This is a genomic window from Micromonospora globosa (assembly GCF_000717585.1).
Lineage (GTDB): Bacteria > Actinomycetota > Actinomycetes > Mycobacteriales > Micromonosporaceae > Micromonospora > Micromonospora aurantiaca.
In genome coordinates this window covers 1-23690 of sequence record NZ_JNZR01000047.1, presented here as the reverse complement: position 1 = coordinate 23690, position 23690 = coordinate 1, and the positions used below count along the sequence as shown (strand labels likewise).

At 73.4% G+C, this 23690-nt stretch carries 26 protein-coding genes and 1 pseudogene; 17 read left to right on the top strand and 10 right to left on the bottom strand.

Going from position 1 to position 23690, the window contains the following annotated elements:
* Positions 1–21 precede the first annotated feature (21 nt).
* Both IF06_RS0129900 and IF06_RS0129895 read left to right on the top strand, forming a co-directional pair.
* Positions 22–498 (top strand): hypothetical protein, encoded by a 477-nt coding sequence (locus IF06_RS0129900; RefSeq protein ID WP_030275034.1) that lies wholly within the window; start codon positions 22–24, stop codon positions 496–498.
* Positions 498–953, top strand: a complete 456-nt coding sequence (locus tag IF06_RS0129895; protein ID WP_013476729.1) for a hypothetical protein — start codon at positions 498–500, stop codon at positions 951–953. Before IF06_RS0129900 ends, IF06_RS0129895 begins: the two co-directional genes overlap by 1 nt.
* Here the strand turns inward: IF06_RS0129895 and IF06_RS0129890 are convergent.
* Complete coding sequence (locus IF06_RS0129890) at positions 928–1608, bottom strand: TetR/AcrR family transcriptional regulator (RefSeq protein ID WP_013286417.1); 681 nt, start codon at positions 1606–1608, stop codon at positions 928–930. The two genes, IF06_RS0129895 and IF06_RS0129890, sit on opposite strands and share 26 nt — an antisense overlap.
* Positions 1609–1723: 115 nt before the next feature.
* Here IF06_RS0129890 and IF06_RS0129885 point away from each other — a divergent pair, with 115 nt between their 5' ends.
* The 5 genes from IF06_RS0129885 to IF06_RS0129865 all read left to right on the top strand — a co-directional run bounded on the left by IF06_RS0129885 (position 1724) and on the right by IF06_RS0129865 (position 6959).
* Positions 1724–3220 carry a flavin-containing monooxygenase gene (locus IF06_RS0129885; RefSeq protein ID WP_030275032.1) on the top strand — a complete coding sequence of 499 codons (1497 nt, stop codon included), beginning with the start codon at positions 1724–1726 and terminating at the stop codon, positions 3218–3220.
* Complete coding sequence (locus IF06_RS0129880; protein ID WP_013286415.1) at positions 3213–4124, top strand: SDR family NAD(P)-dependent oxidoreductase; 912 nt, start codon at positions 3213–3215, stop codon at positions 4122–4124. Before IF06_RS0129885 ends, IF06_RS0129880 begins: the two co-directional genes overlap by 8 nt.
* Positions 4121–4960, top strand: a complete 840-nt coding sequence (locus IF06_RS0129875) for an alpha/beta fold hydrolase (protein ID WP_013286414.1) — start codon at positions 4121–4123, stop codon at positions 4958–4960. Before IF06_RS0129880 ends, IF06_RS0129875 begins: the two co-directional genes overlap by 4 nt.
* 68 nt (positions 4961–5028) lie before the next feature.
* The gene (locus tag IF06_RS0129870; protein ID WP_036311809.1) at positions 5029–5679 is read left to right on the top strand and encodes a GntR family transcriptional regulator; all 651 of its coding nucleotides are present in this window, start codon (positions 5029–5031) and stop codon (positions 5677–5679) included.
* Entirely contained in the window at positions 5676–6959 is a 1284-nt protein-coding gene (locus IF06_RS0129865; RefSeq protein WP_030275030.1) for an MFS transporter, read from the top strand. Before IF06_RS0129870 ends, IF06_RS0129865 begins: the two co-directional genes overlap by 4 nt.
* Positions 6960–6997: 38 nt before the next feature.
* On the opposite strand, the gene IF06_RS0129860 is transcribed toward IF06_RS0129865, so the two are convergent.
* Complete coding sequence (locus tag IF06_RS0129860) at positions 6998–7411, bottom strand: hypothetical protein (protein ID WP_013286411.1); 414 nt, start codon at positions 7409–7411, stop codon at positions 6998–7000.
* Between the two features lie 139 nt (positions 7412–7550).
* Between IF06_RS0129860 and IF06_RS0129855 the strand changes: the two genes are divergently transcribed.
* The 5 genes from IF06_RS0129855 (at position 7551) to IF06_RS0129835 (ending at position 12413) form a co-directional block, all read left to right on the top strand.
* On the top strand, positions 7551–8639 hold the full coding sequence (locus IF06_RS0129855; protein ID WP_013286410.1) for an S-(hydroxymethyl)mycothiol dehydrogenase: 1089 nt from the start codon (positions 7551–7553) through the stop codon (positions 8637–8639).
* On the top strand, positions 8636–9265 hold the full coding sequence (locus IF06_RS0129850) for an MBL fold metallo-hydrolase (RefSeq protein WP_030275028.1): 630 nt from the start codon (positions 8636–8638) through the stop codon (positions 9263–9265). The genes IF06_RS0129855 and IF06_RS0129850 overlap by 4 nt, the downstream gene beginning before the upstream one ends.
* A 137-nt stretch (positions 9266–9402) precedes the next feature.
* Complete coding sequence (locus IF06_RS0129845) at positions 9403–10503, top strand: DUF3626 domain-containing protein (RefSeq protein ID WP_030275026.1); 1101 nt, start codon at positions 9403–9405, stop codon at positions 10501–10503.
* Between the two features lie 220 nt (positions 10504–10723).
* Positions 10724–11449, top strand: a complete 726-nt coding sequence (locus IF06_RS0129840; protein WP_030275023.1) for a hypothetical protein — start codon at positions 10724–10726, stop codon at positions 11447–11449.
* Positions 11450–11861: 412 nt separating this feature from the next.
* Positions 11862–12413, top strand: coding sequence for a hypothetical protein (locus IF06_RS0129835; RefSeq protein WP_013286406.1), 552 nt, complete (start codon positions 11862–11864; stop codon positions 12411–12413).
* Between the two features lie 51 nt (positions 12414–12464).
* Here IF06_RS0129835 and IF06_RS0129830 read toward each other — a convergent pair whose 3' ends face one another.
* Positions 12465–13382: an alpha/beta hydrolase family protein gene (locus IF06_RS0129830; protein WP_030275022.1), complete on the bottom strand. Its 918-nt coding sequence runs from the start codon at positions 13380–13382 to the stop codon at positions 12465–12467.
* On the bottom strand, positions 13379–13720 hold the full coding sequence (locus IF06_RS0129825; RefSeq protein WP_013286404.1) for a hypothetical protein: 342 nt from the start codon (positions 13718–13720) through the stop codon (positions 13379–13381). Before IF06_RS0129825 ends, IF06_RS0129830 begins: the two co-directional genes overlap by 4 nt.
* A 71-nt stretch (positions 13721–13791) precedes the next feature.
* On the opposite strand from IF06_RS0129825, the gene IF06_RS0129820 reads away from it, so the two are divergent.
* Positions 13792–14349: a helix-turn-helix domain-containing protein gene (locus tag IF06_RS0129820; protein ID WP_013476744.1), complete on the top strand. Its 558-nt coding sequence runs from the start codon at positions 13792–13794 to the stop codon at positions 14347–14349.
* On the opposite strand, the gene IF06_RS0129815 is transcribed toward IF06_RS0129820, so the two are convergent.
* Complete coding sequence (locus IF06_RS0129815; protein ID WP_030275019.1) at positions 14322–15776, bottom strand: MFS transporter; 1455 nt, start codon at positions 15774–15776, stop codon at positions 14322–14324. The genes IF06_RS0129820 and IF06_RS0129815 overlap by 28 nt on opposite strands.
* Positions 15777–15847: 71 nt before the next feature.
* The gene (locus tag IF06_RS0129810; protein ID WP_013286401.1) at positions 15848–16084 is read right to left on the bottom strand and encodes a hypothetical protein; all 237 of its coding nucleotides are present in this window, start codon (positions 16082–16084) and stop codon (positions 15848–15850) included.
* A 143-nt stretch (positions 16085–16227) separates the two neighbouring features.
* Between IF06_RS0129810 and IF06_RS0129805 the strand changes: the two genes are divergently transcribed.
* Entirely contained in the window at positions 16228–17364 is a 1137-nt protein-coding gene (locus IF06_RS0129805; protein WP_013286400.1) for a geranylgeranyl reductase family protein, read from the top strand.
* A gap of 43 nt (positions 17365–17407) precedes the next feature.
* Here the strand turns inward: IF06_RS0129805 and IF06_RS0129800 are convergent, their stop codons facing one another.
* A complete protein-coding gene (locus IF06_RS0129800; protein WP_013286399.1) occupies positions 17408–18442 on the bottom strand; it encodes an NAD(P)-dependent alcohol dehydrogenase in 1035 nt (344 codons plus the stop codon).
* Between the two features lie 95 nt (positions 18443–18537).
* Here IF06_RS0129800 and IF06_RS0129795 point away from each other — a divergent pair, with 95 nt between their 5' ends.
* Complete coding sequence (locus IF06_RS0129795) at positions 18538–18723, top strand: hypothetical protein (protein WP_135240224.1); 186 nt, start codon at positions 18538–18540, stop codon at positions 18721–18723.
* A 37-nt stretch (positions 18724–18760) separates the two neighbouring features.
* Here the strand turns inward: IF06_RS0129795 and IF06_RS0129790 are convergent, their stop codons facing one another.
* The gene (locus IF06_RS0129790; RefSeq protein ID WP_030275016.1) at positions 18761–20551 is read right to left on the bottom strand and encodes a bifunctional metallophosphatase/5'-nucleotidase; all 1791 of its coding nucleotides are present in this window, start codon (positions 20549–20551) and stop codon (positions 18761–18763) included.
* Between the two features lie 150 nt (positions 20552–20701).
* Here IF06_RS0129790 and IF06_RS0129785 point away from each other — a divergent pair, with 150 nt between their 5' ends.
* Positions 20702–21604: an SDR family oxidoreductase gene (locus IF06_RS0129785; RefSeq protein WP_013286396.1), complete on the top strand. Its 903-nt coding sequence runs from the start codon at positions 20702–20704 to the stop codon at positions 21602–21604.
* Between the two features lie 87 nt (positions 21605–21691).
* Here the strand turns inward: IF06_RS0129785 and IF06_RS0129780 are convergent, their stop codons facing one another.
* Together IF06_RS0129780 and IF06_RS0129775 are read right to left on the bottom strand one after the other, a co-directional pair.
* Positions 21692–22342 carry a nucleotidyl transferase AbiEii/AbiGii toxin family protein gene (locus IF06_RS0129780; RefSeq protein WP_013286395.1) on the bottom strand — a complete coding sequence of 217 codons (651 nt, stop codon included), beginning with the start codon at positions 22340–22342 and terminating at the stop codon, positions 21692–21694.
* The gene (locus IF06_RS0129775) at positions 22339–22665 is read right to left on the bottom strand and encodes a hypothetical protein (RefSeq protein ID WP_030275014.1); all 327 of its coding nucleotides are present in this window, start codon (positions 22663–22665) and stop codon (positions 22339–22341) included. The genes IF06_RS0129780 and IF06_RS0129775 overlap by 4 nt, the downstream gene beginning before the upstream one ends.
* Positions 22666–23477: 812 nt before the next feature.
* Between IF06_RS0129775 and IF06_RS0129770 the strand changes: the two are divergent.
* A pseudogene (locus IF06_RS0129770) lies at positions 23478–23690 on the top strand (hypothetical protein); the annotation flags it as partial.

The window sequence follows — 23690 nt, the reverse complement described above, 5'->3', positions numbered from 1 at the left end:
GAGCGGTCCTAGCGTGCCCACATGGCTTTTCACGACAAGGAGCTGACCGTGCCGGGGACCGTCGAGGTGGCGGGCCGGCACGTCAAGCGCTACCACATGGACCAGCCGGACCGCCGCCTCGAACCGCGGGTGGTCGACGCCGCGTACGCGTACCTGCCGTCGCTGCTGCCCGGCCCGGACGGCTCCACCCCGCCGGCGAGCTGGGTGGTGCTGCACCGGGGCGCGGACACCGGGGCGTACCTGCTGGCGTACAGCTGGTTCTTCGACAACGTCGTCGAGTGCCGCATCGCGATCGCCGGGCAGCCCGCGCTGGACTGCCCGGACGACGACCCGGCGCACTTCGTCGACCTCACCCGTCCCGGCGTCGGCTGCGTCTGGGAACTGGGCGTACTGGAACACGAGCGCACCGCCTGGATCCGGCACGTGCTCGCACCGGACCGGCCGGACCTGGCCAGCTACCTGGCCGACGCCCGGGCCGAGGGGCCGGTGGGCCGCTGATGGGCGACTTCGACTTCCTCGTCGGCACCTGGGACGTGACCAACCGGCGCCTGCGGCAGCGCCACGTCGGCGGCGACGACTGGGACGAGTTCGCCGGTGTCAGCGAGGCGCGATCGTTCTTCGACGGCGCGGGCAGCTTCGACGAGATGCGCTGCCCGAGCCGGGGCTTCTCCGGCTCGACGGTGCGCATCCTGAACCCGTCGACCGGGCTGTGGTCGATCTACTGGATGCACAGCAGCCGTGGCGTGCTGGAACTGCCCCCGGTGGTCGGCCGGTTCACCGGCGGCGTCGGCACGTTCTACGCCGACGACACCGACGAGGGGCGGCCGGTACGCTGCCGGTTCCTCTGGTCGGCGGTCACCGCCGACTCATGCCGCTGGGAGCAGGCGTTCTCCACCGACGGTGAGCGCACGTGGGAGACCAACTGGGTCATGGAGTTCCGCCGGACGCGGTGACCGGCGGCGTGGCGGTCCGGTAGATCGCGGTCAGCCACACGTCGAGCAGCACGTCCACCACGTCCCGCTCGGCCACCGCCGGGCCGTCCCCGGCGAACGTGGCGTACCAGACGCGCTCGTTCATCGAGTTCAGCGCGATGGCGAGGTCCCGGGCGGGCAGCCCGTCCGGGGCCGCGCCGCGGGCGCGTTCGGACTCGATCGCGGCCTGCACCGCGCGGACCCAGCGCTCCAGCACCTCGGCCCAGAGCCGCCGCACCTCGGCGTTGGTGCCGCGCACCTGGGCGCAGGCCAGCACCACGTCCCGGTGCCCGCCGAACGTGGCGTGGAACCGGGCGATCAGCTCCCGCCAGTGGGCGCGCGGATCCTCGGCGAGCCGCTCGAACACGCCCCCGGCGGCGGCGTCGGCCTCCTCGGTGACCCGGTCGAGCAGCGTGAGCAGCACCGCGTCCTTGGACGGGAAGTAGAAGTAGAACGTGGGCCGGGAGATCCCCGCGCCGCGCGCCAGGTCGTCGATGGAGATGTCGGCGAAGGGACGCTCGGCGAGCAACCGCTCGGCCGTGGCCAGGATCGCGGTCTCCCGGTCGTCGCCGGTGGACCGGCCGGCCCGCCGCCCGCGCGTCGGCGCGGCGCCGGTCGGCGTACGGGCGGTCGTCATGTCGGCAGATGCTACACCCGCTCGACACACTGTCGATTCGACTCGACACGGTGTTGACTGCGGTCGACGGCGATGGATAGTGTCCGGTCCACCGCCGGTGCGAACGGGAGAAGCGATGGCCGCAGACCACGTCGACGTCCTCATCGTCGGGGCCGGCCTGTCCGGCATCGGCGCCGCCGTCCACCTCGGACGTGAGTGCCCCGGCAAGACCTACGTGGTGCTGGAGGCCCGGGGCGCCATCGGCGGCACCTGGGACCTGTTCCGCTACCCGGGCATCCGCTCCGACTCCGACATGTACACCCTCGGCTACTCGTTCAAGCCGTGGACCGACCCGAAGGCCATCGCCGACGGCGACTCCATCCGGGCGTACGTCCGGCAGACCGCCCGCGAGTACGACGTGGAGCGGCACATCCGCTTCCATCACCGGGCCGTCCGCGCCGAGTGGGACAGCGCCACCGCGCGCTGGACCGTGCACGCCCACCGCGACGACACCGGCGAGGACGTCACCCTCACCTGCGCCTTCCTGTTCACCAACTCCGGCTACTACCGCTACGACGAGGGGTACACGCCGCGGTTCCCCGGCGTCGAGCGGTACGCCGGCACGCTCGTGCACCCGCAGCACTGGCCCGACGACCTGGACTACACCGGCAAGCGGGTCGTGGTGATCGGCAGCGGCGCCACCGCCGTCACCCTGGTCCCGGCCATGGCCGAGCGGGCCGCCCACGTCACCATGCTCCAGCGCTCACCCACGTACGTGATCGCGCTGCCCTCGCGCGACCCGTTCGCCGACGCCGCGCGGCGCTGGCTGCCCCCGAAGGCCGCGTACGCGGTGGCCCGGTGGAAGAACGTCACGCTCGGCGTGGCCAACTTCCAGCTCAGCCGCCGCGCCCCCGGCGTGGTGAAGCGGTTCCTGCGCCGGGCCGCGAAGGGCCGCCTCCCGTCCGGGTACGACGTCGACAGGCACTTCTCGCCCCGCTACAACCCGTGGGACCAGCGGCTGTGCGTGGTGCCGGACGGGGACCTGTTCGCCGCGCTGAGCGCCGGCCGCGCGTCGGTGGTGACCGACACCATCGACACGTTCACCGAGCAGGGCATCCGGCTCGCCTCCGGTGAGGAGCTGCCCGCCGACGTGGTGGTCACCGCCACCGGCCTCAACCTGCTCGCGCTCGGCGGCATGACGCTGGCTGTCGACGGCGCGGAGGTCGACCTCGCCTCGACTGTCGCCTACAAGGGCATGATGCTGTCCGGCGTGCCGAACTTCGCCATGACCATCGGCTACACCAACGCCTCCTGGACGCTCAAGGCCGACCTCGTCGCCACGTACGTGTGCCGGCTGCTGCGCCACCTCGACGACACCGGCCGGCAGATCGTCACGCCGCTCGCCCCGGACACCGACGACCTGGTGCCGATCATCGACCTTCAGTCCGGCTACGTGCTGCGCGCCGTCGACCAGCTGCCCAAGCAGGGGCCGCAGGCGCCGTGGCGGCTGCACCAGAACTATCCCCGAGACGTACGCCTGATGCGGCACGGCCCGCTCACCGACGGCGTACGGTTCGACCGCGCCGGCATACCCGCCACGGCGGCCACCACCTCGGGAGGAACCGATGCGTGACCTCGTCTTCCCCGGCGGCACGGCGGTGCTCACCGGCGCGGCGAGCGGCATCGGCGCGGCACTGGCCCACGGCCTGGCCCGGCGCGGCGCCGATCTGGTGCTGCTCGACCGGGACGCCGACGGCCTGGCCGCCACCGTGGCCGCGATCCGGGCCGCGTACCCGGACCGGCGGGTGGAGACCCATCTGGTCGACCTGGCCGACGCCGACGCCACCGACCGGGTCGCCGCCGAGATCCACAGTGCGCACCCCCGGATCCGCCTGCTGATCAACAACGCCGGTGTGGCGCTGGGCGGACGCTTCGACCAGGTCACCCTGGAGGAGTTCCTCTGGGTCATCGAGATCAACTTCCGGGCGGTGGTGCGCCTGACCCACGCGCTGCTGCCCGCGCTCAAGGCCGAACCCGGCGCCCACCTGGTGAACGTGTCCAGCCTGTTCGGCCTGATCGCGCCCGCCGGGCAGGCCGCGTACGCGGCGAGCAAGTTCGCCGTACGCGGGTTCACCGAGGCGCTGCGGCACGAGCTCGTCGACGACGGCGTCGGCGTCACATCGGTGCACCCGGGCGGCATCCGCACCCGGATCGCCGCCAGCGCCCGGGTGGGCAGCGGCGTGGCCCTCGACGAGTACGAGGCCGGACGCAAGCAGTTCGAGAAGCTGCTCACCATCGACCCGGCGACCGCCGCCGAGGTGATCCTGCGCGGCGCGCAGCGCCGTCGCGGCCGGGTGCTGATCGGCTGGTCGGCGAAACTGCCCGACCTGCTCGCCCGCGTCGCCCCCGCCGGGTACGGCCGGGTGCTGGCCCTGGGCATGCGCCTCCGTCCGGCCCGGCGGGCCGACGCCGGCGTGCCGGTGCCGTCTCCCCGGACCGGCGAGGAGGCCGGGGCGGAACCCGGACGCCGGGCGTGACGCTCGCCCTGCCCCCGGCCGGCGAGCGCACCGTCGACGGGCGGCGTACCCGCTGCCGGATCAGCGGCGACGGGCCGCCCGTGGTGCTTCTGCACGGCATCGGCCGTACCCTCGACGACTTCACCGCCCTGCACACGGAGCTGGCCCGCGACCACCTGGTGCTCGCGGTGGACCTGCCCGGGCACGGCGGCTCCGCGCCGCTGGACGGACCGCACACGCTCCCGGCGCTGGCCGCCGCGGTGGCCCGCTTCCTGGACGTGGCAGGGGTGACCGGCCCCGCCCACCTGGTCGGCAACTCCCTCGGCGGGGCGGTCGCGATGCGCCTGGCCGCCGACGAACCGCGGCGCGTCGCCAGCCTGGCGTTGCTCAACAGCGCCGGCTTCGGCCGCGAGGTGACGGTGGCGCTGCGGCTGCTCGCGGTACGCCCGCTGGCCCGGCTGCTGCTGCGCCCGCACCCGGGGATCGTCCGCCGGACCGAACGGGCGATCTTCCACGACCCGGCGTACGTCACCGCCGAGCGGCTCGCCACCGCGCTCGCGGTGGCCCGGCAGCCGCACGCCGCCCGGGTGATGCTGGAGCTGGTCCGCGACCTGGGCACCTGGCGCGGCGTACGCCCGCAGTGGCGCGCCGACCTGCTCGACGCGGTGGCCGCGCTCGGCCTGCCCACGCTGCTCGTCTGGGGCGAGCGCGACCTGGTCCTGCCCGCCGCGCACCTGGCGTACGCCAGCACCCGGCTGCCCGAGGCGCGCAGCCACCTGTTCCGCGACACCGGGCACATGCCGCAGATCGAGCGGACCGCCGAGGTGGAGGCGCTGCTGCGGGAGCTGTGGGCCTGACCGTGGCCTGCGCCACTGTCCCGGCCCGCGCCGGGCCGGCGGGCGGCCGGCGGAGCAAGCTTAGATACATGACGCATCCCAGCCGGACCGCGCCGTCCGCCGCCGAGCGGGCGTACCGGCACCTCAAGCAGGCCATCCTGGAACAGGTCTACCCGGGCGGCCAGCTCGTCAGCGAGGGCGAGGTCGCCGAGGCGACGGGGGTGTCCCGCACCCCGGTCCGGGAGGCGCTGCTGCGGCTGGAGACCGAAGGGCTGGTCAAGCTCTACCCGAAGCGCGGCGCGCTGATCCGGCCGGTGTCGGCCCGGGAGATCGCCGACGTGATCGAGGCCCGCCGCCTGGTCGAACTGCACGCCGCCGACCGGGTCTGGCCGCGCCGCGCCGAGCTGCGCGCCGACCTGGCCCGCTGGCTGGACGAGATGCGCCGCGCGCACGCCGCCGGTGACATCACCACCCTGATGGCCGCCGACCGCTCGTTCCACGCCGCAGTGGTCGAGGCCGCCGGCAACGAGATCCTCGCCGAGCTGTACCACCGGCTGCGCGACAGGCAGCTCCGCATGGGCGAGGCGAGCTTCCGGCTCTCACCCGGCTGGGCCGAGGTCGCCCTCACCGAGCACGCCGGCCAGCTCGCCGCGCTCGACGGCGACGACCCGCAGGCCTGGCACGACGCGGTCGCCGCGCACATCGACACCGCCGCGCGGATGCTCGGGACGCTGCGGTGAACGCGGGTCGCCGCCCCGCCGCCCTGGTGTACGCGGTGGCCGTCACCGCCTATCTGACGGCCGTGTTCCACCGCAGCTCCCTCGGCGTGACGGGGGTCGACGCGGCGGAGCGCTTCCACATCAACGCCGCCGCGCTCGCCACGTTCTCCGTCGCCCAGCTCGCCGTCTACGCCGCCATGCAGGTGCCGGTCGGGGTGCTGCTGGACCGCTACGGCTCACGCCGGCTGCTGCTTGCCGGCGGCGCGCTCATGGTGGCCGGGCAGCTCCTGTTCGCGGTGGCCGGCGATGTACCGGCCGCCGTCGCCGCCCGGGTGCTCGTCGGTCTCGGCGACGCCATGACCTTCATCAGCGTGCTGCGCATCGTCGCGTTCTGGTTCCCCGGCCGGCGCAACCCGCTCCTGGTGCAGCTCACCGGCACCGTCGGCCAGTTCGGTGCGGTGCTCGGCGCCGTACCCCTGGTGCTGCTGCTGCACCGCGCGGGCTGGACCCCGGCGTTCCTGACCGCCGCGGCGCTCGGCGCCACGGTGGTGCTGCTGGTCCTCGTCGCGGTACGCGACACCCCGCACGCCGAACACGCCACCGCGCTCGCCCCCGACCTGCCTACCGTACGGCGGCAGCTCGCCGACGCCTGGGCGCAGCCCGGCACGCGGCTGGGCCTGTGGACGCACTTCGTCACCCAGTTCTCCGGCGCGGTGTTCGCGCTTCTGTGGGGGTACCCGTTCCTCGTGCAGGGGCAGGGGTTCTCGCCGACCGCGGCGGCCGGGATGCTCACCCTGATGACAGTGGTGACGCTCGTGTGCGGGCCGGTGATCGCGCACCTGTGCTCGCGCCACCCGTTCCACCGCTCGGTGGTGGTCTTCGCGATCACCGCCACCACCGCCGGGGTGTGGGCGGTGGTCCTGGCCTGGCCCGGCCGCGCGCCGCACTGGCTGCTGGTGGCGCTTGTGGTGGTGCTCGCCGTGAACGGACCCGGCTCGATGATCGGGTTCGACTACGCCCGCACGTTCAACCCGGTGCACCGCATCGGCAGTGCCACCGGCATCGTCAACGTGGGCGGCTTCGTCGCTTCGATCGCGCTGATCCTGGCCGTCGGCGTAGTGCTCGACCTGGCCACCCCGGCCGGGAGGGACGCGCCGCCGCTGTCCGCGTTCCGCTGGGCGTTCGCCGTGCAGTTCCTGCTCTGGGCGCTCGGCGCGGCGCAGGTGCTGCGCTACCGCAACGCCGCCCGCCGCCGCCTCGCCGACGAGCGGGCCGCCGCTGCGGTGCCGGCGGCGGCCTGAGTACGCGGGCGGCCGGGCGCGGTTTCGGCGCGGCCGGCTCAGGGCCGGTGCCGCACCAGCGAGTCGAGCACCAGGGTCAGCCCCGCGCCGACCAGCCACACGTCCTTGGCCAGGCCGATGCCCTCCTGGCTCGGCCGCAGACTGGTGCCCTCGCGCATGCCCGGCGTCTTCAGGTAGAGCTGCACCAGACCCGCGCCGAACGCGGTGAGCGCGGCTCCGGCCAGCAGCGACGGGACGAACGGGGCGAGCAGCGCCGCGCCGAGCGCGACCTCGCCCCGGGACAGCAGCACGGCGAACCGGTCCGGCGGGATCTGCCGCAGCTGCGGCATCGCGCCGGCCGCCATGCCGTGCATGCCCGCGGCGGCCTCACCCTCCAGGCCCCGCTTGCCCAGCCCGGAGTTCAGGATGTACGCGCCGATGGCGACCCGCAGCGGCGCATGCGACAGCCTCATGATCACTCCCGTCCCACCTGGTAGAACCGGCACACCGGGTACCCGGTCATGACCAGGACAATCCGGCGGCCTTCATTGGTTCGCGGGTCATGATCAGCGGTAGGTTCTGGGTGCAGATGCACGCAACGAAGGAGGCACCGTGAGCCAGGAAGTCCGGGGAGTCGTGTCGCGGCGCAAGGGCGCGCCCGTGGAGGTCACCACCATCGTGGTGCCGGACCCGGGGCCGGGCGAGGCGGTGGTCCGCATCCAGTCGTGCGGCGTCTGCCACACCGACCTGCACTACCGCGAGGGCGGCATCAACGACGACTACCCGTTCCTGCTCGGCCACGAGGCCGCCGGCATCGTGGAGCAGGTGGGCGACGGCGTCACCGACGTGGCGCCCGGCGACTTCGTGGTGCTCAACTGGCGCGCGGTCTGCGGGCAGTGCCGGGCCTGCCGGCGCGGCCGCCCGTGGTACTGCTTCGCCACCCACAACGCGACGCAGAAGATGACGCTCACCGACGGCACCGAACTGACGCCCGCGCTCGGCATCGGCGCGTTCGCCGAGAAGACGCTCGTCCACGCCGGGCAGTGCACGAAGGTCGACCCGTCGGCCCGGCCGGCGGCGGTCGGCCTGCTCGGCTGCGGCGTGATGGCCGGTCTCGGCGCGGCCATGAACACCGGCAACGTGACCCGGGGCGACTCGGTCGCGGTGATCGGCTGCGGCGGCGTCGGCGACGCGGCGGTGGCCGGCGCGGCCCTGGCCGGCGCGACCACGATCATCGCGGTGGACACCGACTCCCGAAAGCTCGACTGGGCGCGCAAGTTCGGCGCCACCCACACCGTCAACGCCTCCGAGGACGACGCGGTGGAGGCCATCCGCGCGGCCACCGGCGGCTTCGGCGCCGACGTGGTGATCGACGCGGTCGGCCGCCCGGAGACGTGGAAGCAGGCGTTCTACGCCCGCGACCTGGCCGGCACCGTCGTGCTGGTCGGCGTGCCGACCCCGGAGATGACAGTCGACCTGCCGCTGCTGGACGTCTTCGGCCGCGGCGGCGCGCTCAAGTCCAGCTGGTACGGCGACTGCCTGCCCAGCCGCGACTTCCCGATGCTGACCGAGCTGTACCGGCAGGGCCGGCTGGACCTGGACGCGTTCGTCACCGAGGAGATCGCACTCGACCAGGTCGAGGAGGCGTTCGCCCGGATGCACCACGGCGACGTGCTGCGCTCGGTGGTGGTCTTCCCGTGACCGCCCGCGTCGACCACGCCGTCACCTCCGGCACGTTCTCGCTCGACGGCCAGACGTTCGACGTGGACAACAACGTCTGGGTGATCGGTGACGACTCGGAGTGCGTCGTCCTCGACGCGCCGCACGACGTGGCGGCCATCCGCGAGGTGATCGGTGACCGGCGGGTGCTGGCGATCATCGCCACCCACGCCCACGACGACCACGTCCGGGTCGCGCCCGAGCTGGCCCGGGCCACCGGCGCGCCGGTGCTGCTGCACCCGGCCGACCGGGTGCTGTGGGACATGGTGCACCCGGGCACGGCCCCGGACGGCGACCTCACCGACGGGCAGACGTTCGCCGTCGGCGGCACCACGCTGCGGGTGCTGCACACGCCCGGCCACAGTCCCGGCGCGTGCAGCCTGTACGCCCCCGACCTGGGCGCGGTCTTCACCGGCGACACCCTGTTCGCCGGTGGACCGGGCGCGACCGGGCGGTCGTACAGCGACTTCGGCACCATCGTCGAGTCGATCCGTACCCGGCTGCTCACGCTGCCGCCGGAGACGGTGGTGCACACGGGGCACGGCGACGACACCACGATCGGGGCCGAGGCGCCGCACCTGGACGAGTGGATCGCCCGGGGCCACTGAGGACCGAACACCCGCGCGGGCCCGGCCGGAGCAGTCCGGTCCGGGCCCGCGGCGTCTCCCGGCCCGTCCGCGCGCCGGCGGGCGTCCGTCCGCTTCGGACGGCACCGAAACCGTGTGGCCGGGCGAGGTCCCGTCCGGTGATACTCGGGCCCGTGTCCGTCGCCACACTCACCGCCGCCCAGTCCGCCGCGCTGCGCCACGTCCGCGACGTCGCGCTGCGCGACCGCCCGGCGGCGCTCGCCGTCATCGCCCGCCACCTCGCCGCCTCCGGCGCCAGGTACCGGTACGAGGAGGTCGTCGCCGCGGTGACCGGGTACGGGCGCCTGACTGTCAACTTCCACCCCGACCGGGTGCTGCGGGACGGCCGCACAGTGGTCGAGGCGCTGGACGAGGAGGGCGTCTACCGCAGCCAGTTCGAGACCGGCATCTCCAACGGCGGGCTGACCGCGTACGCGGGCGGCGACCGGGACGTCTGGGAGCAGGCGATGTTCGGCGGCGCGTACCAGCGTCCCGGCGTGCTCCCCACGGAGCGCCCGAAGTACGGCGGCCTGAACCTGCTCGACCACGCCGACGGTGCTTGCCCCCGGTTCGGTTCGTGTCACCTGCGGCTGCGCCCGGAGGTGCTGGCCCGGGCGACGTTCAGCTTCGGTGACAGCCACATCGAGCCCACCGAGTTCGGCACCGTCGACGTCTTCGAGCCGGTGTTCGCGGCGCTGCTGGCCGCCACCGCCGGCACCGGCGTCGCCCTGGGCGTGGCCGGCATGGACACCGGCACGCTGCTGCGGACGCTGCTGCGCCGCCGGGAACGGGAGTCCGGGCGGGTCGGCCGGGCGTTGGACGACTACATCGAGGCGCAGGTGCACGGCGAGATCAGCCTGGCCCGCGACGTCGAGGCGCTCGTGGTCGACCCGTCGTTCCGCGGCACCGACGTGGGGCGCCGCCTGGAGGGCATCGCCGCGCGGCACGGCGTGGCGCTGCGCTTCCACCCCGGCTTCGTGCTGCCCGTCGACGCCGTGGACGCCGAGTTCCGCGGCCCGGACATCCCGCCGCTGGCCGTACGGGTCGCCGCCGAGTTCGCCCGCCCGGGGGAGCCGCTGCACGCGGCGCTCGTCGGCCGCGCCGCCGCCTCGGTGGTGCGCGAGCCGCAGCGCTGGGCCGACCGGGGGCCGGCCGCGGTGACGCTTCAGCACCTCAAGCAGCTCTGGCACGTGCTGGTCCGGTTCGGCGTTCCGGCCTGATCATCCCTGTTCGTCCCGTCCGCCGCGCTCCGGCAGCCGCTGCCCGGAATCGCGGGTGACCTGGACCGCAGCCTCGGCCCTGCCCGGCATTTCCGGAATGACCGACACTGCGGGCTGGTTGTGTCCCCCGTACCGCCGGAAGCCAAACACCTACCCGGCGGTAGTCCCTCGAGGGGCGCTCACCCCGGAGCGCGTCGTAACGATCGAAAGGGCAACCATCGTGAAGCAGCACTTCACTCGATGGCTCCCCGCCATCGCGAAGACCGCCGTCGCGAAGACCGCCGCCGTCACCCGTAACCGCCGCGCCGCGCTGAGCGTGGCGGGTGTGGCAGTCCTGGGCGGCCTGGCCGTCGGCCCCGTCGCCGTGGCCGCGCCCGTGACCAGCGGGCCGCACGCCGGCGCCAAGGCCGCGATCGACCTGGCCACCGGCAAGAAGACCTCCACCGAGGCGGTCAAGCCCGGCCAGACCACCGGCCTGGACAAGGTGCCGACCCGGGCCGACCGGCCGGCCAAGGAGAAGCTCGTGCCACACGGCGTCGAGGGCGCGCAGTCGCGCATCCCGCTCGACGACGCGCAGCTCGACAACGCCAAGGCCATCGTCGAGGCGGCCAAGGAGACCGGCGTGGGGGAGCGGGGCGCCGTGATCGGCGTCGCGACCTCGCTCCAGGAGTCGAAGCTGTACAACCTGGGTCACCTCGGCGCGTACAACGACCACGACTCGGAGGGCCTGTTCCAGCAGCGCCCGTCGTCCGGTTGGGGCACGTCCGAGCAGATCACCGACCCGGAGTACTCCAGCAAGGCGTTCTTCAACGCGCTGAAGAACGTGGGCGGCTGGCACGAGCTGCCGCTGACCACCGCCGCGCAGACGGTCCAGGTGTCCGCCTACCCGTACGCGTACGCGCAGTGGGAGGAGCAGGCGGCGGACATCGTCCAGCAGGTCTGGTGACCCGACACCCGTAGCGAACGGCCGGCCCTTCCGGGGCCGGCCGTTCTCGCATGGAGCAGGCCCGGCCCTCGCCGATCTTGGAGTTGTGGCACCTCGCAGACCTCGTGAAACCAGACATCCTGGGCGCCACAACTCCAAGATCGACGGGGCGGTGGGGACTGTGCGCGCCGTGTCCGGTTGCGCTGTGGTGGGCGGCACTGCGCGGGCGGAATCGGGGGTGGGCGGATGGCGTTGTAACCCGGTGCGCGACCGGAGCGGCGCCGCCGAGCGCCCCCCGGGAACAACCCCGGGCTGCCGGTCGTTGCAGATGCACCCGGCACGCCCCGCGCTGCCGGATCCCCCCGAGAAACCTGAGCGCCTGACGGTGCCCACGCATCCCCCCGGATGCGTCGACCCCCGAACGGAGCCCACCATGAACACGATCCTGCGCAAGAGCATCCTCGGTATCGCCGGTCTGGCCTTCACCGGTGGCGTGTTCGCCGGTCCGGTCGCCGCCCACGCGGCGGACACCGCCAAGCCGGCCGCCGTCGCGGTCCAGGGCGTGAGCCCGCAGGGCGCGCAGTCGCACGTGGACCTGAACGACGAGCAGCTCGCCAACGCCAAGGCCATCATCGCGGCCACCAAGAAGGCGGGCCTGCCCGAGCGCGCCGCGGTCATCTCGATCGCCACCGCGCTGCAGGAGTCGAAGCTGGAGAACCTGGGTCACCTGGGTGACCGCAACGACCACGACTCGCTGGGCCTGTTCCAGCAGCGGCCGTCCAGCGGCTGGGGTACGCCGGAGCAGATCACCGACCCCGAGTACTCGACGCTGGCGTTCCTCAAGGGCCTCAAGCAGGTCGACGGCTGGCAGGACATGCCGCTGACCGAGGCCGCGCAGACCGTGCAGGTCAGCGCCTACCCCGACGCGTACGCGCAGTGGGAGAAGCAGGCCGCCGAGATCGTGGCCGAGCACTGGAACAAGTAAGACCTGACGAAAGGCCGGTACCCGATCCGGGTGCCGGCCTTTCGCGTGCCCTCAGCCGCTGTGCGCGGCGAGCCACGACAGCACCGGCTCGACCACCGACGGGTCCAGCGGCTGCTTCGCCTCGTCCCGGTACGCCCGCAGCGACGGCGGACCCGCCCGGCGGCGCAGCACGTGGGTGACGTCCGGCAGCACCCCGGTCTGCACGGGCCCGCCCGCGTGCGCGGCGATGACCGGCAGGTCCGCCGGATCGGTCTGGAGATCCTTGTCGCCGGTGAGCGCGAGGATCGGCGCGTCGACGCGGGCCAGGTCCGGCCGGGGGTCGTAGCGCAGGAACTCCCGGAACCAGCGGGCGTTGAGCCGCTGCCCGCCGACCCGCGCCACGTCCTTGTCGGTGGCGAGGATCTTCTCGTGGTTGCGGGCCACCTTCGCTACCAGGTCGGTGCGGGTGAGCCGGAGGACGAGGCGTACCGGCGCGGGCAGGGTGGGCAGCAGCAGCCCGGCCTGCCGGCGCAGGACCTCGGCGCCGGTGCGCCCGGGCGCGGAGAGCAGGACCAGGCCGGCCACCGGTACGCCGCGCGCGGCGAGCGCGACAGCGGTGAGCGCGCCCTCGCTGTGCCCGACCAGGAACAGCCGCCCGGCGTCCACGGCCGGGTCGTCGCGCACCGCGGCGAGCACGGCGGCCGCGTCGTCGACGTTGTCGTGGAAGCCGGTACGCAGGAACTCGCCGCTGCTCTCGCCGACGCCCCGCCTGTCGTACCGGGCGACAGCGATCCCGGCCCCGGTCAGCGCGGCGGCCAGGTGCCGCTGGATGCCCAGCGGCAGGCGGCGGTGGTCGCCGTCGCGGTTGATCGGCCCGGAGCCGGGCAGCAGCAGCGCCAACGGATGCGGTCCGGCGCCGTCGGGCAGCGTGAGCGTGCCGGACAGCCGCTGCCCGGCCGAGTCGACGGCGAGCGGACGGTCGACCGTCACGGCAGCACCGCCGCGGCCAGGGCGGAGGCGTCGTCGGCGCCGATGAGCAGGGAGTCGTACGCCTGGCCGGTGAGGGTGATGCGGACGGCCGGCTGGCCGCCGCGGACGCTGACGAACTCCTTGCCGGCCCTGCCGCGCCAGGTGCCGACGTTGCGCGTGCCGGGGACGCCGAGGCCGGGCGCCCGGATGCCGCGGGTGGCGCGCGCCCCGTCCGGTACGACGACGGCGCCGCTGACGGCGGAGCGGGGGAACGACAGGTCGCCGCGCAGCGCCCAGACCTTCTCGGCGGTGGTGAGCCGGACGTCGATGCGGTCGGGGGTGAGGTCGATGGTGGCCATCGGCGAACTCCTCGCTTCTGTTATCGTTGCTGAGAACATTACCGGAGGCGATAACAAAAAGGGGAGCCACTGTGGCACTCGACACCGTGGAGCTGCTGCTGCACCCGGTCCGGCTGCGCATCGTCCAGGCGTTCCTGGGTGGCCGCACGCTCACCACCACCGACCTGCGCACCGAACTGAGCGACGTGCCACCGGCCACGCTCTACCGGCAGGTCGCCACGCTCGCCGACCACGGCGTCCTGCACACGGTGGGGGAGCGGCGCGCCCGCGGCGCGGTCGAGCGCAGCTACCGGCTCAACGAGGCCGCCGCGTCGGTCGACCCGGACGAGGCCCGGTCCATGAGCCCGCAGCGACACCGCCAGGCGTTCCTCACCTTCGTCGCGGGCCTGCTCGCCGACTTCGACGGCTACCTCGACCGCGGCGACGCCGACCTGGCCCGCGACGTGGCCGGCTACCGGCAGAACGCGTTCCACGCCACCGACGCCGAGACCGCCGAGTTCGTCACCCGGTTCCGCGACCTGTTCGCCGAGTACGCGGCTCTCGGCCCCGGGCCCGGCCGGACCCGGCGGCTGCTCACCACAGTCCTGCTGCCCGCCGCCGATCAGGAGCGGCCCGCGGACCGCCGGTGACCGAGCGCGATGTCCGCCACCGCGGCGCCGAGCGCCAGCACGATGATCCCGGCGGCGAGCAGCAGTGAGTGGCGGAACGCCGTACTCCAGTCGCCGCGGTCGTCGGCGATCGTCGAGAAGAACAGCGCGCCCACCGCGGCGATGCCGGCGGCCGATCCGATCCGCTGCCCGGTCTGGAGCATCCCGGCGCCGCTGCCGGCCATCGGCACCGGCACCTCGGACAGCGTGAGCGTCTGGTTCGGCGCGATCACCAGGCCGCTGCCCAGCCCGGCGACGAGCAACGGCAGCGCGGTCCGCAGCGGCACGTCGTCGTGCGGACCGCCAGCCAGCACCAGGTCGGTCGCGATCAGCCCGGCCACCACGGCCAGCAACCCGATCGCGACGAGCGGACGGCCGTAGCGGGTGACCACCCGGCCGCCGAGCGCGGAGGCGAGCGCCGAACCGAGCGCGAACGGGGTGATCGCCAGACCGGCCACGAGCGCGCTGTAGCCGAGCCCCATCTGGAGGTAGAGCGTGAAGATGAAGAAGATCGCGGTGAACCCGGCGAAGTAGATCAGGCCGATCAGCGCGCCCAGCGTGTACGAGCGCACCGTGAACAGCCGCAGGTCGAACAGCGGCTGGGCGCGCCGGGCGTACCGGTGCTCCCAGAGCGCGAACCCGGCGAGCAGCAGCAGGCCGGCGGGGATCAGCAGCCACTTGCCCGGGCCCCGCCACTGCTCCCGCTGCACAAGCGGCAGCAGGATCACCGTGACTCCGGCGCCGAGCAGCAGCACGCCGAGCGGGTCGAGCCGCCCCCGTCCGGCGGGGTTGGTGGGCCGGGCCGGCATCAGCCGCCAGCCGAGCAGCATCGCCACGATCCCGACCGGGATGTTCACGAAGAACACCCACCGCCAGCCGTGCTCGGCGCCGCCGAGCTGGATGAGCAGCCCGCCGAGCAGCGGACCCACGGCGGTGGAGATGCCGATCGTCGCGCCCAGCAGCCCGAACGCCCGGCCCCGGTCCGCGCCCCGGAACAGCTCCTGGATCATGCCACTGACCTGGGGGTTCACCACACCGGCGGCGGCGCCCTGGACGAGGCGGGCGACGACCAGCCACTCCGGCGAGCGCGCCAGCCCGGCCAGCGCGCTGGTCAGCGTGAACAGCCCCACCCCGACCACGAACGCGGTACGCCGCCCGCGCGCGTCACCGAACCGCCCGGCCGGCACCAGCACCAGGCCGAACGTCAGCGCGTACCCGGACAGCACCCACTGCAGATCGCTCGGCGTGGCGTGCAGCGCCCGGTCGATCGACGGCACCGCGACGTTGACGATGCTGACGTCCAGCAGCGTCATGAACGCCGCGATCAGGCCGACGCTCAGCGCGCGCCAGCGGCGCCGGCCGTCGTACCCGGTGTCAGGCACCGGCGTCGACGACCGGCCCTCGCTCATCGTGCCCCCCACAGACCGTCGATCACCCGACTCCGATCGCTACCCGGTGCCCGGTGGGGCAAACGACTCGATCACGCCATCTGGCGCGCGCACCACCGGGGTCCGAAGTCCAGGCCGGACATCGGGGAGTCCTCGCGGTGCAGCAGCCCCCGCTCGGTGAGCGAGTGCAGCGGCTCGCGCAGCTCCTCCTCGGTCATCCCGGTCTCCTGGGCGATCAGGTCCGGGTAGGGGACGTGTCCCTGCACCTCCAGCGCGGACACCGCCTGGTAGACCCGTTCCTCGACCGCAGACAGCTGGACCTGAGGCATCGCTTCCCTCCTCGGCGTGGACCGCCCGACCCGCGGACGGCCGGCGACCGGCGGTTACCCGGACGGGCCGCGATGATGCGCACCCGTTCGACTGTCGTACCGGGCGGCGAGGCACGGCGGTGCCCTAGGCTGCACCCGTGATCATGGATCTCGTCGTGGTCGGCGGCGGGCCCGCCGGACTCTCCGCCGCGCACGCCGCGGCCCGGGCCGGCGTGCGCACGCTCGTGGTCGAACGGGCCACCCACCCCCGTTACAAGACCTGCGGCGGCGGCCTGATCGGCACGTCGCTGGCCGAGGTCGCCGGCCGCGTCGAGGTGCCCGCCCACGACCGGATCGGCCGGGTCACGTTCACCCGGGACGGGCGACGCGCGTTCACCCGCCGGCACCCCGCGCCGCTGGTCACCATGATCCGCCGGGAGGAGTTCGACGACCGGCTGCGCGCCGCCGCCGTCGCCGCCGGGGCGCAGGTCCGCGAGGGCGTCGCGGTCCGCGCGATCGAGCAGGACCCCGACGAGGTACGCCTGCGCCTGGCCGGCGGTGAGACGGTACGCGCCCGTACCGTCATCGGCGCGGACGGCTCGTCCGGCGTGACGGCACGCCACGTCGGGGTGCGCTTCCGGCAGGTCGACCTCGGGCTGGAACTGGAGCTGCCGGTGGACGCCGCCGAACGGGACCGCTGGCGCGGCCGGGTGCTGCTCGACTGGGGGCCGCTGCCCGGCTCCTACGCCTGGGTGTTCCCGAAGGGCGACCGTCTCACTGTGGGTGTCATCTCCGCCCGGGGCGACGGCGACCGCACCCGCGCCTACCTGCGCGACTTCACCGACCGGCTCGGCCTGTCCGGGATGACCCCGGAGCACGACTCCGGTCACCTGACCCGCTGCCGCACCGGGGACTCCCCGCTGCGGCACGGCCGGGTGCTGGTCGCCGGGGACGCCGCCGGGCTGCTGGAACCGTGGAGCCGCGAGGGGATCAGCTACGCGCTGCGCTCGGGCCGGCTGGCCGGGGAGGCGGTGGCCGCCGGTGACCTCGACGCGTACGCCCGGGAGGTCGACCGGCGGCTGACGCCGGAGATGCGCGCCGGGCACCGGCTGCTGGAGGTGTTCGAGCGGCGGCCCGACGTGTTCCACGCGATGCTGGCCAGCCCGCCCGGCTGGCGGATGTTCGTCCGGTTCTGCCAGGGCCGGGCGAGCTTCGCCGAGGTGCTCGACCGGCGGCCGGTACGGGCCGCGCTGGCGATGCTCGACCGCCTGCCCGCGAAGGTACGGTCAGTGGCCGGTTGACCGGGCGCCGTGCCGGTGTTCCCGCACCACTGAGCGCCCCGCGTCAGGGGACGATGACCGCCCGCCCTCGCACCTCGCCCCGGCGCAGCGCCTCGTACGCCTGCGGCGCCTCCGCGAGGGGGAACGTGTGCACGTCGGCGTGCAGCCGGCCGTCGCGGGCCAGCGCGATCACCTCGTGCAGTTCGGCCCGGGTGCCCCAGAACGGCACCACCACACCGGTCTCCAGCGGCACCGGGGGCGGCTCGTCGGCGACCGGGCGCACCGGCAGCGTGCCGCCGGCCAGGCCCACCAGCAGGATCTGGCCGCCGGTGGCGACGACCTGCCGGGCGGTGTCCAGCGTGGGCTGCGCGCCGACGAAGTCGAGCACCACGTCCGCGCCGTCCGGCGCCGGTCCGACCAGTTCGCGGATCTTCTCCACCGCGTCCGGGCCGGCCTGCACCGTGTGGTGCGCGCCGAGGCGGCCGGCCAGGTCCAGCGCGGCGGTGTTGGTGTCCACCGCGATGATCCGTACCGCTGTGGTGGCGAGCAGGATCTGCAACCCCATGTGCCCCAGGCCGCCGATGCCGATCACCACGCAGGAGGTGCCGGGTCGCAGCCGGGGCCGCGCCAGGTCCACCGCGTGGTACGGCGTCAGCCCGGCGTCGGTGAGCGGCGCCGCCTGGGTCAGGTCCATGTCGCCGACCGGCAGCAGCCGGGACGCGGGCACCACCACGTACTCGGCCAGCCCGCCGTCGCGGCTGAGCCCGATGCCGCCGACCGGGATGACCCGGCAGCGGTTCTCCTCGCCCCGCAGGCAGGCCCGGCACCGGCCGCAGCCGATGATCCCGTAGACGGCGGCCCGGTCGCCGGGCGACCAGCCGTCCACGCCGGGGCCGACCGTGTCGACGGTGCCGGCGATCTCGTGACCGAGCGTCATCGGGATCGGGAACACGCCCGCCGGGGCGTCGAGGATGTGCAGGTCGGAGTGGCAGGCGCCGACCGCGCCGACGCGCAGCAGCACCTCACCCGGGCCGGCCTGCGGCGTGGGCACCTCCGTGTGCTCCAGCACACCGGGTGCGGTCATCCGTACTGCGCGCATGTCTCCTCCACCTCGTCGCCGACGGTCGACGCGGCGGCATACCCGTGCCGTGGCGGTTGATGCGGAGACGGGACGGGTGGGCGCACAATGCGGTCATGAGCGAGCCGGCCGAGTCGTTCACCGACGAGGAGTACGCGTTCCTGCGGCACGTCCGCTTCGGCGAACTGCCCGCCCGGGTACGCCCGGAGGAGCGGGTCGAGTCCGCCGAGACCGAGTTCCCGCCGGACCGGCCGGACCCGGTCGGCGGGGAGTCGGAGTGGCACCTGCGCGCGGGCGGCTGACGGGGCCCGGACACCGCCGGGCCCCGCCGCCTCACGGTCAGAAGACCGGCACGCCGTCGCGGACCAGCTTCCAGTTGGGTACGAAGAAGTCGGCCGGGTCGATGACGCCCTTGGCCTGCGCCCAGTCGATGAGCAGCTGGCGGATCTCCTGCTGGGCGTTGTAGACCTGGGTCTTCACGATGCCCGGGAAGTTGCCGCCGCCGCTGCGCCGGTAGTTGTTCACCGCCACCACGAACCGGGCGTCCGCCGCGACCGGGGTGTCGGTGCCGGCCAGCACCAGGCGGGTGATCCGCTGGCCGACCGGCTTGGCGATGTCGATGTCGTAGTCGACGCCGGAGAACACGTCGTAGTTGTAGTCCGGCACCGCCGGGTCGCTGATCGTCTCCGGGTTCACCGGCGCGCCCGCCGGCAGCGTGACGAAGTACTTCGCCGAGTACTCCAGGTACGCCTTCACCTCGGCGCCGGTCAGCACGACCGCCTCCAGCGTGTTGTCGTACACGTAGAGGCCCGCCACGTCGCGGATGCGCACGTCGCCCTGCGGGAACACCGCGGTACGGCTGAACGGCGCGGCGATGGACAGCACCGGCAGGCCCGCGTACTCGCCGCCGGCGAGCGCCTCGGTGACCACCTCGGTCTGGACGTGGTTGATGAAGTCCAGGATCGGGGTGTCCTTGTACCGCGACTCGGCGGCCGACAGCTCCACGCTCGACTGGGCGACGACCCGGTTGACGTACTCGACGGTCTTGGTGTGCTGGCCGCGCACGGCCGCGAGCACCGCCGGGTCCTCGACCACGGTGTTGGTGTTCAGCGTGGTGGCCGACTTGGCGGTGACCCTCCAGCGGCCCTTCTCCCGGGTCAGCGTGAAGTCCATCCGGGTCAGCCGCTGGCCCCACTTCGACGGCTCCGAGGTGAGGACCCGCTCGCCGGTGGTGAGGTTGGTGACGAACTTCTCCGGCACCTCGTTGTGCGCGTGGCCGAACAGGATCGCGTCGATGCCGGGGACCTGCTCGGCGATCAGCGCGGTCGGGTTCTCGTTCGGCAGCTCCGGGCCGTAGCTGGAGGTGCCGCTGTCGCCGCCGTGGGCGGAGATGACGACCAGGTCGGCGCCGCGGCGGCGCATCTCCGGCACCCATTTCGCGGCGGTGGCGACCATGTCGGCGAAGACCAGGCGGCCCTCGACGTTGCCCTTGTCCCAGATGGCCACGCCGGGGTTGGTCAGGCCGAGGATGCCCACGCGCAGCTTCGGCGCGCCGTGCCCGCCGAGCTTGATCTCCTTGATCACGTACGGGAGGAACGCCGGCTTGCCGGTCTTCGCGTTGAGCGCGTTCGCGGCCAGCGTCGGGAAGCCGAGCTGCTCGATCCAGGTCGCCAGCAGCGGCAGGCCGTAGTTGAACTCGTGGTTGCCGAGCGTCACCGCGTCGTACTTGAGGATGTTCATGGCGCGGGCCATCGGGTGCGTCTCGCCGGTGCTGGTGATCGGCTCCTGCTTGGCGTAGTACGTCGCAAGCGGCGTGCCCTGGATGGTGTCGCCGGCGTCCAGGACCAGCGTGGCCCTGCCCTTGCGCTCGGCGCGGATCTGGTTGACCAGGGTGGCGAGCTTCGCGACGCCGACGTCGTTGTGCTTGCTGTCGTCGAACTCGGCGTCCTTGTAGTAGTCCCAGTTGTAGACGTTGCCGTGGGTGTCAGACGTGCCGAGGATCGTCAGGTCCCAGGTCTTCGGCTGCTTCGGCTTCGCCTCGGCGGGCGCGCCGGCCAGCAGGGGAGCGGTCGCGGCGGCGGCCGCGACGGCCAGCACCTGGCGCCGGGAGGCGCCGGAGGAGGAAGTCATGGAGGTGCCTTTCCAATGGGGGTACGCGCCTCGTGGGCGCCGTTGCGCACCATAACCACCACATGTCACCTGCGCCACACCGGCCCGAATCGTTTCCCTTCCGGTCACAGGCTGCTGTTTTCCCGCCCGTCACCGGGGTAGGGCGCATCCATGAGCGAGGACCAGTTCACCCAGCAGCACCCGGCCGAGCAGTACGGACAGCAGGAGGGCCAGCCGTCGCAGCAGCAGACGCCGCCCGGCAACGAGCAGGAGATGGGGCCGAAGCCCGACCACGGCGAGGAGTCGTACCGGGGCAGCGACCGGCTCACCGGCAAGCGCGCCGTCATCACCGGCGGTGACTCCGGCATCGGCCGGGCCGTGGCCATCGCCTTCGCCCGCGAGGGCGCCGACGTGCTCGTCACGTACCTCGCCGACGAGGAGGAGAAGGACGCCCGGGAGACGGTCGCCCTGATCGAGCAGGCCGGGCGCACCGGCGTCGCGGTCCGGTGCGATCTGCGCGAGGAGGCCAACTGCCGCGCCCTGGTCGACCAGGCCGTCCGCGACCTCGGCGGCGTCGACATCCTGGTCAACAACGCGGCGTACCAGATGTCGCAGGACAACGGCCTGCTCGACATCACCACCGAGCAGTTCGACCGGGTCTTCAAGACCAACGTGTACGCCATGTTCTGGCTTTGCAAGTTCGCGGTGCCGCACATGAAGGAAGGCTCGACGATCATCAACACGTCGTCGATCCAGGCGTTCGACCCGTCGCCGCAGCTGCTCGACTACGCCACCACCAAGGCCGCCATCGCCAACTTCACCAAGGCGCTCGCGCAGAACCTGGCCGACCGGGGCATCCGGGTCAACGCGGTCGCGCCCGGCCCGATCTGGACGCCGCTGATCCCGGCCACCATGCCGGAGGAGAAGGTCAAGCAGTTCGGCACCGACACGCCGCTGGGCCGTCCCGGTCAGCCGGCCGAGCTGGCGCCCGCGTACGTCTACTTCGCCTCGCAGGAGTCCAGCTACGTCACCGGCGAGATCCTCGGCGTCACTGGCGGCCGCCCGACGAAGTGAGCCGTCGTCCGGTCCGGCTTTTCCCGTTCTGGCTCGCTGGCCCGTGCCGGCCGCCTGGTCCCGCCCCCGGTCGTCTGGTTCCGCCGCTCAGCGGGGCCAGACGGCCATCCGGCGGCGCACCTCGGCGATGCGTGGCGCGTCCAGGCCGTAGCGGGTGAACCGGCGGTCGGCCAGCCCGTCGAGGTAGCGGCCCGCGGCGCGCACGTCCTCGTCGTCCAGCGCCGGGTCGACCTGACGGGCCAGCTCCAGCAGCTCCGCGACCGTGTACCGGTCCAGCGCGGCGGAGACGTCGATGTAGTCGCGTACCTCCCGCCGGTTCACCAGCGCCGCGGTCTTGTTGGCGATCAGGTCGCGGACGTCCATGACCGGGCCGAGGTCCATCACCACCGGGCTGCGGTGCCGGTCCAGGCGGGCCAGGCTCAGGCGGATCTGCCGGCCGTCCCGGCTCACCACGAAGTCCCGCAGGTCCCGGTCGAATCCGTCGAACACCTCGCCCAGCCCGCCCGGGTCCACCTCGGCCACCCGGTAACCGGCCCGCTCCAGCGCCGCGCGTACCCCGTCGGCCGCCGCCGCTGCGGCGCCCTCCACGTCGGCGAACAGGTCGACGTCCTCGGTGGGGCGGGTGACCAGGCCGTGTACGGCCCACGCCACCCCGCCGCCGAGCACGAAACGGTGCGGGCCGGCCGCGGCCAGCGCCACCCGGGCCACCTGCCGGTAGAAGTCGTGCGGATGGGTCACGCGGCGCGCAGGCTCCGGTGCCGGCCCTCCCAGGCCAGGCGTACGCCCCGGGGCAGGTTGAGCAGCGGCCACAGCCGGCGCAACGTGCCCGCGTGGATCAGCTCGCGCAGATCCTTCACCCGGGTCGTCTCGCGCAGCACGTTTTCGTACATCCAGAGCAACTCGTCCGGGTCGCCCAGGTCGAACGCGCGTTCGCTGCTCCACATGAGGCGTACCGGCAGCTCGACGATGCCGGTGGTGGGACCGGTCAGCTCGTCCAGGGTGCGCGCCACCACGGCGGGTCGCCCGGGACGGGCGAGGTACGCGTGCGCGCTGACCGACATGGCATCAGGGTAACCCCAACCCGGCCCAACACCCCCCGCCCTTCCCGCCCCCACCCCGTCGATCATGAAGTTGACGGCGTGCGGCGCCCGTTTCGTCCCCGCCAACTTCATGATCGACCGCTGCATCCTCGCTACCTGTTCGCCTTGTTCGCCTAGCGCGGCACTCCGCCGGAGATCTTGGAAGATTCGGGCCCCTATGGCGGCCGTTTCCTTCCAAGATCTCCCACGGTGGCGCGTGCGCCAACGCCGGCGCACGGGCCCCGGCGTTCCGCCGACGAGAGATCTTGGTACGCAACGGCCCTCATGGGGGCACTTTCGTACCAAGATCTCCATCCGGCAGTGCGGACGCCGCCGCGAGCATGCCCGATCATGACGTTGGCTGCGACAAACCGGACACCGTGTGCCGTCAACCTCATGTTTGACGGGGCCAGGTGAGTCCAGGCAGAGGACGGGGCCGGGATCGGATCGGGCCGGGACGGAACGGAACGGACGGATGTTGAGGCTGGGCGGGACGCCACACCCGGCTGGCGGAATCGTGGGCGGGGCCGGGGCGTTATACCTGGTGAACGACCGCAGCAGCACCCCCGGCAGCACGCGAGCGCGGGTGGCAGGGGCCGGGAATGCATCCTGGGCCGGCGGTCGTTGTGGATGTCTCCGGCGCCACCCAGCCGAACCTCGCACGCCACCCCCGGGCGTGCTGCGGGCCGCGTGTGAGCAGGACGCCGGATCCCCCCGAGAACCTTTCTTGAGCGCCTGACGGTGCCCACGCACCCCACCCCCGGGTGTGCGTCGACCCCCGAATGGAGCCCCTCATGAACACGATCCTGCGTAAGAGCATCCTCGGTATCGCCGGTCTGACCGTCGCCGGTGGCCTCGCCGCCGGCCCCCTCAACCACGACACCACCACCCCCACGCGGGACGCAGCGGTCACCACCACTCAGGCCGCCGCGAAGCTCGACACCGCCACACTCATCCCGCACGGCGTGCAGGGCAACCAGTCCCACATCGACCTGAACGACGAGCAG

Excerpts from the sequence above, each read along its gene's own strand:
- IF06_RS0129890 (WP_013286417.1), bottom strand. The coding sequence starts at position 1,608 with ATGACGACCGCCCGTACGCCGACCGGCGCCGCGCCGACGCGCGGGCGG.
- IF06_RS0129815 (WP_030275019.1), bottom strand. The coding sequence starts at position 15,776 with ATGAGCGAGGGCCGGTCGTCGACGCCGGTGCCTGACACCGGGTACGAC.
- IF06_RS0129795 (WP_135240224.1), top strand. The coding sequence starts at position 18,538 with ATGAGCGAGCCGGCCGAGTCGTTCACCGACGAGGAGTACGCGTTCCTG.
- IF06_RS0129810 (WP_013286401.1), bottom strand. The coding sequence starts at position 16,084 with ATGCCTCAGGTCCAGCTGTCTGCGGTCGAGGAACGGGTCTACCAGGCG.
- IF06_RS0129900 (WP_030275034.1), top strand. The coding sequence starts at position 22 with ATGGCTTTTCACGACAAGGAGCTGACCGTGCCGGGGACCGTCGAGGTG.
- IF06_RS0129870 (WP_036311809.1), top strand. The coding sequence starts at position 5,029 with ATGACGCATCCCAGCCGGACCGCGCCGTCCGCCGCCGAGCGGGCGTAC.
- IF06_RS0129805 (WP_013286400.1), top strand. The coding sequence starts at position 16,228 with ATGGATCTCGTCGTGGTCGGCGGCGGGCCCGCCGGACTCTCCGCCGCG.
- IF06_RS0129775 (WP_030275014.1), bottom strand. The coding sequence starts at position 22,665 with ATGTCGGTCAGCGCGCACGCGTACCTCGCCCGTCCCGGGCGACCCGCC.
- IF06_RS0129800 (WP_013286399.1), bottom strand. The coding sequence starts at position 18,442 with ATGCGCGCAGTACGGATGACCGCACCCGGTGTGCTGGAGCACACGGAG.
- IF06_RS0129785 (WP_013286396.1), top strand. The coding sequence starts at position 20,702 with ATGAGCGAGGACCAGTTCACCCAGCAGCACCCGGCCGAGCAGTACGGA.
- IF06_RS0129825 (WP_013286404.1), bottom strand. The coding sequence starts at position 13,720 with ATGGCCACCATCGACCTCACCCCCGACCGCATCGACGTCCGGCTCACC.
- IF06_RS0129880 (WP_013286415.1), top strand. The coding sequence starts at position 3,213 with ATGCGTGACCTCGTCTTCCCCGGCGGCACGGCGGTGCTCACCGGCGCG.
- IF06_RS0129895 (WP_013476729.1), top strand. The coding sequence starts at position 498 with ATGGGCGACTTCGACTTCCTCGTCGGCACCTGGGACGTGACCAACCGG.
- IF06_RS0129790 (WP_030275016.1), bottom strand. The coding sequence starts at position 20,551 with ATGACTTCCTCCTCCGGCGCCTCCCGGCGCCAGGTGCTGGCCGTCGCG.
- IF06_RS0129885 (WP_030275032.1), top strand. The coding sequence starts at position 1,724 with ATGGCCGCAGACCACGTCGACGTCCTCATCGTCGGGGCCGGCCTGTCC.
- IF06_RS0129835 (WP_013286406.1), top strand. The coding sequence starts at position 11,862 with ATGAACACGATCCTGCGCAAGAGCATCCTCGGTATCGCCGGTCTGGCC.
- IF06_RS0129860 (WP_013286411.1), bottom strand. The coding sequence starts at position 7,411 with ATGAGGCTGTCGCATGCGCCGCTGCGGGTCGCCATCGGCGCGTACATC.